The organism is Paracoccus sp. (in: a-proteobacteria), from assembly GCF_046462195.1.
In the GTDB taxonomy this organism is placed as follows: Bacteria; Pseudomonadota; Alphaproteobacteria; order Rhodobacterales; family Rhodobacteraceae; genus Paracoccus.
The window spans coordinates 1-8,940 of sequence record NZ_JBKGUN010000236.1 but is presented as its reverse complement, the minus strand read 5'-3'; the positions used below and the strand labels follow the sequence as shown (position 1 = coordinate 8,940).

General features: G+C 61.7%; 8 protein-coding genes and 1 tRNA gene. 4 read left to right on the top strand and 5 right to left on the bottom strand.

Features of this window, described 5'->3' with window-relative positions; genetic code table 11:
* Nucleotides 1-170 precede the first annotated feature (170 nt).
* The 3 genes from pnp (at nucleotide 171) to ACLHHB_RS14920 (ending at nucleotide 4,763) form a co-directional block, all read left to right on the top strand.
* Nucleotides 171-2,315, top strand: a complete 2,145-nt coding sequence (gene pnp / locus ACLHHB_RS14930) for a polyribonucleotide nucleotidyltransferase (RefSeq protein WP_410219071.1) — start codon at nucleotides 171-173, stop codon at nucleotides 2,313-2,315.
* 850 nt (nucleotides 2,316-3,165) lie between these two features.
* Complete coding sequence (locus ACLHHB_RS14925) at nucleotides 3,166-3,945, top strand: hypothetical protein (RefSeq protein ID WP_410219070.1); 780 nt, start codon at nucleotides 3,166-3,168, stop codon at nucleotides 3,943-3,945.
* The gene (locus ACLHHB_RS14920; protein WP_410219069.1) at nucleotides 3,942-4,763 is read left to right on the top strand and encodes a glycosyltransferase; all 822 of its coding nucleotides are present in this window, start codon (nucleotides 3,942-3,944) and stop codon (nucleotides 4,761-4,763) included. The genes ACLHHB_RS14925 and ACLHHB_RS14920 overlap by 4 nt, the downstream gene beginning before the upstream one ends.
* Nucleotides 4,764-4,771: 8 nt before the next feature.
* On the opposite strand, the gene ACLHHB_RS14915 is transcribed toward ACLHHB_RS14920, so the two are convergent.
* On the bottom strand, nucleotides 4,772-5,428 hold the full coding sequence (locus ACLHHB_RS14915) for a peroxiredoxin (RefSeq protein WP_410219068.1): 657 nt from the start codon (nucleotides 5,426-5,428) through the stop codon (nucleotides 4,772-4,774).
* A gap of 159 nt (nucleotides 5,429-5,587) precedes the next feature.
* Here ACLHHB_RS14915 and ACLHHB_RS14910 point away from each other — a divergent pair, with 159 nt between their 5' ends.
* Nucleotides 5,588-7,030: an aldehyde dehydrogenase family protein gene (locus ACLHHB_RS14910; protein ID WP_410219072.1), complete on the top strand. Its 1,443-nt coding sequence runs from the start codon at nucleotides 5,588-5,590 to the stop codon at nucleotides 7,028-7,030.
* 67 nt (nucleotides 7,031-7,097) lie between these two features.
* On the opposite strand, the gene rpsO is transcribed toward ACLHHB_RS14910, so the two are convergent.
* The 4 genes from rpsO to ACLHHB_RS14890 all read right to left on the bottom strand — a co-directional run bounded on the left by rpsO (nucleotide 7,098) and on the right by ACLHHB_RS14890 (nucleotide 8,935).
* Nucleotides 7,098-7,367, bottom strand: coding sequence for a 30S ribosomal protein S15 (rpsO, locus tag ACLHHB_RS14905; protein ID WP_410219067.1), 270 nt, complete (start codon nucleotides 7,365-7,367; stop codon nucleotides 7,098-7,100).
* A gap of 140 nt (nucleotides 7,368-7,507) precedes the next feature.
* Entirely contained in the window at nucleotides 7,508-8,449 is a 942-nt protein-coding gene (locus tag ACLHHB_RS14900; RefSeq protein WP_410219066.1) for a calcium-binding protein, read from the bottom strand.
* 204 nt (nucleotides 8,450-8,653) lie between these two features.
* Nucleotides 8,654-8,779, bottom strand: coding sequence for a type B 50S ribosomal protein L36 (gene ykgO, locus ACLHHB_RS14895; protein WP_042245282.1), 126 nt, complete (start codon nucleotides 8,777-8,779; stop codon nucleotides 8,654-8,656).
* Nucleotides 8,780-8,860: 81 nt separating this feature from the next.
* Nucleotides 8,861-8,935: transfer RNA gene (locus ACLHHB_RS14890), tRNA-Val, on the bottom strand.
* Between the last annotated feature and the right edge of the window lie 5 nt (nucleotides 8,936-8,940).

The window sequence follows — 8,940 nt, the reverse complement described above, 5'->3', positions numbered from 1 at the left end:
GCGTGACTTGCCCGTCGCCCTTCCCAACAAGCGCATTTTCCTGTAAATGCCGAACATCTGCGACGTGAGGTCCGGCCCCGGGGCACATGCAAAGGATAGGGGCGGCGGCAATGGGGCCGCCATATGACACGGGATGTCCGGAGGGCCGGATCATCCTCAGAGGAAATCAGATGTTTGATGAAGTGAAGAAATCGATCCAGTGGGGCCAGGAAACGCTCACGCTGGAAACGGGCAAGGTTGCCCGTCAGGCCGACGGCACCGTCATCGCCACCCTGGGCGAGACCAGTGTCATGGCCAACGTGACCTTCGCCAAGGAACCCAAGCCCGGGCAGGACTTCTTCCCGCTGACGGTTCATTATCAGGAAAAATACTATGCGGCCGGCAAGATCCCCGGCGGCTTCTTCAAGCGCGAGGCGCGCCCGAGTGAAAAAGAGACGCTGACCGCGCGTCTGATCGACCGGCCGATCCGCCCGCTGTTCGCACCCGGCTTCAAGCATGAAGTACTGGTCATGTGCACCGTGCTCAGCCATGACCTGGTCAATGACCCGGACATCGTCGCGATGATCGCGGCCTCGGCTGCCCTGACCATCAGCGGCGTTCCCTTCATGGGCCCGATCGGTGCGGCCCGCATCGGTTTCGCCAATGGCGAATACGTGCTGAACCCCGAGGTTCAGGACATGGATCACCTGCGGAGCAACCCCGAACAGCGTCTGGACCTGGTTGTCGCCGGCACGAAAGATGCGGTGATGATGGTCGAATCGGAGGCCTACGAGCTGACCGAGGAAGAGATGCTGGGCGCGGTCAAGTTCGGCCACGAGGCCATGCAGCCGGTCATCGACCTGATCATCGATCTGGCCGAATCCGCTGCCAAGGAGCCTTTTGACTTCCAGTCGCCCGACTACAGCGCGCTTTATGCACGCGTGAAGGAACTGGGCGAAGCCGACATGCGCGCCGCTTATGCCATCCGTGACAAGGCCGACCGCCATGACGCCGTGACCGCAGCCAAGGCCAAGGTCAAGGCAGGCCTGACCGAGGACGAGCTTGCGGACGCCAATCTGGGTTCGGCGCTCAAGAAGCTCGAATCGGGCATCCTGCGCGGCGACATCATCAACGGCGGCGCCCGCATCGATGGCCGCGACACCCGCACGGTGCGTTCCATCGTCAGCGAAGTGGGTATCCTGCCCCGCACCCATGGATCGTCGCTGTTCACGCGCGGCGAGACACAGGCGCTGGTCGTGACGACCCTGGGGACCGGGGATGATGAACAGATCATCGACGCGCTGCACGGCAACTCACGCTCGAACTTCCTGCTGCACTACAACTTCCCTCCCTATTCGGTCGGCGAGGTTGGTCGGGTGGGTTCGCCCGGCCGTCGCGAGATCGGCCACGGCAAGCTGGCCTGGCGTGCGCTGCAGGCGGTTCTGCCTGCGGCGACCGACTTCCCCTACACCATCCGCGTCGTGTCCGAGATCACCGAATCGAACGGTTCGTCCTCGATGGCGTCGGTATGCGGCGGTTCGTTGTCGATGATGGATGCAGGCGTTCCGCTGAAGGCACCGGTCGCAGGCGTGGCCATGGGCCTGATCCTGGAAGACGATGGCAAGTATGCGGTCCTGACCGACATCCTGGGCGATGAAGATCACTTGGGCGACATGGACTTCAAGGTGGCGGGGACCGAAAACGGGATCACGTCGCTGCAGATGGACATCAAGGTCCAGGGCATCACGCCCGAGATCATGGAGCAGGCGCTGGCACAGGCCAAGGACGGCCGGATGCACATCCTGAGCGAGATGTCCAAGGCCCTGACCGAAGGCCGCAACGAGTTCAGCGCCCATGCGCCGCGCATCGAGACGATGCAGATCCCGACCGACAAGATCCGTGAAGTGATCGGCTCGGGCGGCAAGGTTATCCGCGAGATCGTCGAGGTTTCGGGTGCCAAGGTCGACATCAACGATGATGGCGTCATCAAGATCGCCTCGGCCAATGCCGATTCGATCAAGAAGGCCTATGACATGATCTATTCGATCGTGGCCGAGCCCGAAGAGGGTCAGGTCTATACCGGCAAGGTCGTCAAGCTGGTCGACTTCGGCGCCTTCGTGAACTTCTTCGGCAAGCGCGACGGCCTGGTCCATGTCAGCCAGATCGCGAATCGTCGCCTGGGCCATCCGAACGAGATCCTGAAGGAAGGCCAGGAGGTCAAGGTCAAGCTGCTGGGCTTTGATGACCGTGGCAAGGTCCGCCTCGGCATGAAGATGGTCGATCAGGAGACCGGTGCGGAGATCGACGAAAAGCAGGAACAGTCGGCCGAAGGCTGATATTCCGCAGCGGCCGCCCACAGCGTGGGCGGCCGCGCCTCTTTACGGTTCGGGGTAAGAACACTTGCGCGAACTGGCGACCTTCTGGTGCGGCAGGACCTTGGGTCCGATGGAAAGGGCAAGGCTCAACTCGATGACCCGCCTGGGCCACTCCGTTGCACTTTACAGCGATGCACCAATTCCGGGCGTCCCGCAGATGTCACCGTGCGTGACGCAGCGAGAATCCCGCCGACGGACAGGATTTTGCTCTATCGAAACAAGCGCAAACCTGGCCCGGCATTGCATGCCAATCTTTTTCGGTATGCGCTGCTGGAAAGACCGACGCGGTTTGGGTCGATCTGGACATCATCGCCCTGCAGTCGTTTCCATCCGACGACAACCTCATCGGTTTCGAATCAGAAACTTCAGTCAAGAATGCCGTTCTTTGCCTACTGCACCAGTCGCCGACCCTGCGCGACCTACGGGCATTCTCGCCCGAAACATGGGGCGTGGCCCCCATATCAAAGGCGCGCGAAGGCTGAAGTGCTGGGTCCGCACGTTGGGACGGGGGTATTCGAGTAATGGGCCTAGGAAAGTACTGGCTCCCAGGCATTCACAACTATCTGACACGCCATCATGAACTGAAGCACGCGCTGCCCTTGCCCGCCTTCTATCCTATCTGCGTCTATAATCATGCAGAACCAAGGCGTTGGCAAATAAGCGATTTCGAGATGCCACGATCTGCCTGCACCTGTGGGGCAGCCGGATCCGCAAGACCCTGCAGGAAAGGCGTGGTGGTGTTGTTTCAAGCGGAAATCTTTATGCAAAGCTTCTGGAAAGATTGCTTTGAACCAAGTGCAGAGATGACAGCATGAGTGAACCGGTCCTTATCCTGACGATGAAATGGGGCACGCTCTACAGTGCGCAGGACGTGAACCGGCTTGCAGCACAGGTTCGCAAGCACTTGGCGCGGCCGCATCGGTTCATCTGCTTTACCGACGACGCCCAAGGCATTGATCCTCTGGTTGAAGCAATGCCGCTGCCCAACCTAGGCCTGCCGGATGGGCATTCCGATACCCGCTGGCGCAAACTGGCCCTGTTCCGTCGCGATCTGGGGGGGCTGTCTGGAACGGCGTTGTTTCTGGACCTTGATCTGGTAGTGGTGAACGACCTTTCGCCATTCTTCGATCTGCCAGGCGCTTTTTTCGTCATTCGCGATGACGACCTGTTCCGCGCCAAACCCTTGCGGCGTGTGAACCCCTCGCGCGACCGATTCCTGCACAGCGTCGGGAACTCCAGCGTGTTCCGCTATCGAATTGGTGATCATGCGTATGTGCTTGATGCCTATCTGGCCGATCCCAAGGCAGCGACGGAGAACTATGAGATCAGTCAGCAGTTCCAGTCTGCCCAACTGGCTGCAAGGGGCCACCTGAACTACTGGCCCAAAGGCTGGTGTGTCAGCTTCAAGAATCACTGCGTCCCGCGACACTTCAAGTCCTTCCTTACGGATCCCGCCCTGCCCGAGGGTGCCAGGATCGTGCTGTTCGCCGGTGCGCCCAAGATGGAAGATGTCTTCGCAGGTCGGGGCCACAAGTGGTATCGCCGCATTGGCGACATTGCCTGGTTGCGCAAGGCTTGGGAAAACACATGATTCGCAACGCCTTTCGTCGATTCAAGCACCGCCGCCGCATCGCGCGGGCCATGGCCGAGACAGCCGCCAGACCGGATGGCCCCGGCCGCCCGCATGAACTGCCGTCCGAACTGGTCGTCTCCCTGACCAGCCACGTGGCCCGCTTTCCCACCTTGGCACCCACCCTTCATGCACTTCTGCGGCAAAGCGTGCAGCCGGATCGGGTGATCCTGTGGCTGGACGAGGGAGACGAGAACCGGTTGCCTGCCGAGATCCGCTCCATGGCAGGCCTGGACATCAGGACCTGTCCGAACTGGCGCTCCTACAAGAAGATCGTGCCGACCCTTCTGGCCTGCCCGGGCGCGCATGTGGTCACGGCAGATGACGACCTTTATTATCCTGCAGACTGGCTGGAGCAGCTGGTGTCAGCGGCGCATCAAGGGGCGACCGTTGCCTGCCTGCGCGCGCACCGGGTCGTCATGGCGACACCGGAAAGGCCTGCCGCCTATGAAGCGTGGCAGCACAACATCAGTGTGACCCGGGCAGGGGCGGAGGTGTTTCCGACTGGTGTCTCGGGCGTGATCTACGCGCCGGGCGTGTTTCATCCCGATGTGACCCGAGAGGATCTGTTCACCCGGCTTGCCCCAAGTGCAGACGATGTGTGGCTGTACTGGATGCATCGCATGAAAGGGTCGCAGCCCCGCAAGGTCGGCGGTCGCGCCCGCATACTGGAATGGGAGGGCAGCCAAACCGTCAACCTGCGCGCGGGAAACCGGCAAGGTTGCGGCAATGACAGGGCCATTGCCGCGCTGACCGACCACTATGGCTGGCCCGCCTGATTCTCGATCTATGCCGGATCCTTGGCGTAGCGCAGATAGGGCAGCTTGATGTCCAGCGGACCGTATTTTGCCTCGGCCGCCTCATTGTCGAGCGCCAGCGCCACGATGACATCCTGGCCCGGCACCCAGTTGGCCGGCGTGGCCAGCGGCACCCCATCCGTTTTCTGAACCGCATCCAGAGCCCGCAGGATTTCCGCAAAATTGCGCCCGACCGACATTGGATAGGTCATCGTCAGGCGGACCTTCTTGTCGGGACCGATGATGAAGACCGTCCGTACGGTTGCCGAATGGGCAGGCGTGCGCCCTTCGCTGGGCAGGTAGTGATCAGCAGGCAGCATGTCATAGGCCTTGGCGACGGCCAGATCGCGGTCGTCGATCATGGCAAAGTTGGCCGGAGCCCCTGCGACCTGCGCGATGTCATTCTTCCATTTCTGGTGATCATCGACACTGTCGACCGACACGCCCAGAACCTTGGTGCCCCGCTTTTCGAACTCGGGCGCCAACTGCGCAACGGCCCCGAACTCGGTCGTGCAAACGGGGGTAAAGTCCCGCGGGTGGCTGAAGATGATCGCATAGCTGTCGCCGAGCCATTCATGAAAGCGGATCGTCCCTTCAGTCGACTCGGCGGTAAAATCGGGGGCGATGTCGTTGATGCGCAAGGACATGGGCGGCCTTTCGATAAGTTGCGTGGCCCTTAACATAAGCGGACGGGAGGCGAATGCCAGTGCGGGCGGCATGGGCGCGACCCCGTCGGCGCCCTTGCAGCGGGCAGTCGGTGGTGACAGGCTTTGCCTCAACATGAACAGGAGGGCGAGATGGCCGAATTGCTGGACAAGCGCGAGTTCTATATCAACGGGGCTTGGGTCGCACCAACCGCTGCCCGCGATCTCGAGGTGATCGACCCTTCGACCGAAGAGGCGGTGGCGGTGATCTCTCTGGGCGATCAGGCCGATACGGATGCCGCCGTGGCCGCCGCCAAGCGTGCCCTTCCGGCCTGGACCGCGACCGCCCCGGCGGAACGCCTGGCAATCGCGGAACGAATCCTCGAGGTTTATCAGAATCTTGCCAAGGAGATGGCCTGGGCCATCAGCCACGAGATGGGCGCGCCTCAGGACATGTCGCTTGACGATCAGGTCGATGCCGGCAGCTATCACATCCGGAACTTCATCACTGCCTTCAAGGATTTTCGGTTTGTCCGGCCGCTGGGGGATCATGCGCCCCAGTCGATGATTGCATGGGAGCCGGTGGGCGTCGTCGGGCTGATCACGCCTTGGAACTGGCCCATGAACCAGGTCACGTTGAAGGTCGTCCCCGCCCTGCTGGCAGGAAATACCTGCGTGCTGAAGCCTTCCGAAATCGCGCCCCTCAGCTCGATGCTTTTTGCCGAGATCCTGGACAAGGCCGGTGTCCCGGCAGGTGTCTTCAACCTGGTAAACGGCGACGGGCCTGGCGTGGGCACGCAACTGTCGACGCATCCCGATATCGAGATGATCAGCTTCACCGGCTCCACCCGTGCGGGCATTGCCATCACCAAGGCAGCCGCCGACAGCCTGAAGAAGGTCGTGCTGGAATTGGGTGGAAAGGGTGCCAACATCGTCTTTGCCGACGCTGACGATCAGGCGGTCGTCCGCGGGGCGCGGCATTGCTTCTACAACAGCGGCCAGTCCTGCAATGCCCCCACGCGAATGCTGGTCGAACGCTCCGCCTACGGCCGCGCGGTCGAGACGGCTGCCAAGGTGGCGCAGGAAACGGCTGTTGCCAGTGCCCATCAGCCCGGCAAGCATATCGGCCCGGTTGTCAGCAAACAACAATGGGACAAGATCCAGGACCTGATCCAGGCCGGAATCGACGAAGGTGCGCGCCTGGTCGCGGGCGGCACGGGCCTGCCCGAAGGTGTCAATCGCGGCTATTTCGTCCGGCCGACAGTCTTTGCCGATGTCAGCAACGACATGACCATCGCCCGGCAGGAGATCTTTGGCCCTGTCCTGTCGATCATCCCTTTTGACAGCGAGGAAGAGGCGATTCGCATCGCCAACGACACCCCCTATGGCCTGACAAACTATGTCCAGTCTCAGGACGGGCCAAAGCGGAACCGGGTGGCGCGCCACCTGCGTTCCGGCATGGTCGAGATGAATGGTGCATCTCGCGGGGCCGGCTCTGCCTTTGGCGGCGTCAAGATGTCGGGGCGCGCGCGCGAAGGTGGCGTCATGGGATTGGAAGAGTTCATGGACTCGAAGGCCATCAGCGGGTGGGATCCCGAAGCCTGACCTGTTTTCAATGAAAAACGCCCGCGGTTGAACCGCGGGCGTTCGCATTAGACTATTGGGAAAAGGCTCAGCGGCGCAGGCCCAGCTTGCCGATCAGGTCGGTATAGCGGGCCTCTTCCTTGCCCTTCAGATAGTCCAGCAGCTTGCGGCGCTGTGCGACCAGCTTCAGCAGGCCCCGGCGCGAGTGGTTGTCTTTCTTGTGCGTCTTGAAGTGCTCGGTCAGCGTGGCGATACGCGAGGACAGGATCGCAACCTGCACCTCGGGGCTGCCGGTATCGCCTTCCTTGGTGCCGAATTCCTTGATGACGCGGGCTTTTTCTTCAACGGTGATCGACATCGGGATCTCCTTTTCGGAACTTGGGGTGATGGCGCAGGCCGGGATGTCGTCCAGCACAGGCCCATGGAGCACCGCGGGCCTGACGCCCGGCGATGGGCGCCTATACGCGAAGTGGCGCCGGAAGGAAAGCCCTTGCAGCCTCAGGACCGCACGGGAATGATGCGCACATCTTGGACCTGCAAGCCGCCGGACTGCAGCAGGCGGCCCACGGGGCTGCCATTCAGTTCCAGAAGCCAGGTTCCGTCATCGTCCTGCCGCAAAGCCAGTTGGGCATCGCGCGCGACATCCTCGTTCAGATGCAGGACGATCTGGTCATCATCCGCATTGAAATCCGCGATGGTGGGAAAACCCTCGGACACCTGACGCAGAACAAAGGTGTCGGCACCATCGTTGCCTGAGGCAAAATCATGCGCCCCCGGCATTAGCGTGTCGTTTCCTTCACCGCCGTTCATCCAGACGGTTTCCGGGCCGTCATGCCCGATCAGCACGTCATTTCCGCGCCCGCCATCCAGATCGTCGGCCCCCTCGGTCGAGATCAGCAGGTCGTCGCCGTCATTTCCCGCCAGGATATCATTTCCCGCCCCGCCAAAGAGGGTGTCGTTCCCTTCGCCACCAAACAGTATGTCCTCTCCTCCGTCGCCACAAATCAGGTCGTCACCGCCCTGCCCTGCCAGCAGATCGTCGCCCGCCCCGCCATAGATGACATCATCGCCGCCCTCCCCGTAGGCGCCATCGCCCTGCACCCAGTCATTGCCGTCGCCCCCCTCGATCGTGTCGTTTCCGAGGCCGCCGCAAAGCTCATCGTCGCCCCCGCCACCGCGAATCACGTCATGACCCGGCCCACCCATGACGGCGTCCATATCTTCGGCTCCGTCGAAGGTCTCTCCGGGCTCGGTTTGCGAAGCCTCGGGTTTGGCCGGCGCGGCAGGACTCGCATCGGGATCCTGATCCACCGAGACATGAAGCCATTCATCCGAATCGCCGGCCTCATCCTCATCACCCATCTGGTCAGAACCGGCCGAAAAGGCATCAACCATCAGTCCCGCCAAGGCCAGGCCCAGCAATCCTCCAAGATATAACATCGACCCAGATCCCGTAGCCTCCGGCCGCCTGCCGGTTGCCTGCAAGAATAGGCCAATGCAGCCCCGGGCCGAACAGTTTTGTTAAGACAATATTAATGCGCTGAAGGACCCCACGGACAGGCACGAAAAAACCCGCCTCTTGCGGGGCGGGTTATTCAGTCGTCTTCCGTGATTTGCCGACCATTTTCGGCAAAGACCGGCCGATCAGCCCTGACGGGCCTTGAAGCGGCGGTTGGTCTTGTTGATCACGTAAATGCGGCCCTTGCGGCGCACGACCTGGCAGTCGCGGTGCCGGCTCTTGAGCGAGCGGAGCGAGTTGCGAACCTTCATCGGTCTTCTCCATCATCGCGGCGCATCGCAGCCGCCAGGAAAACGAAATGCCCCCAACGTTGGCCGGGGGCGGCGAAAGAATGGTGGGCGGTACTGGGATCGAACCAGTGGCCACTACGATGTCAACGTAGTGCTCTACCGCTGAGCTAACCGCCCGTTCC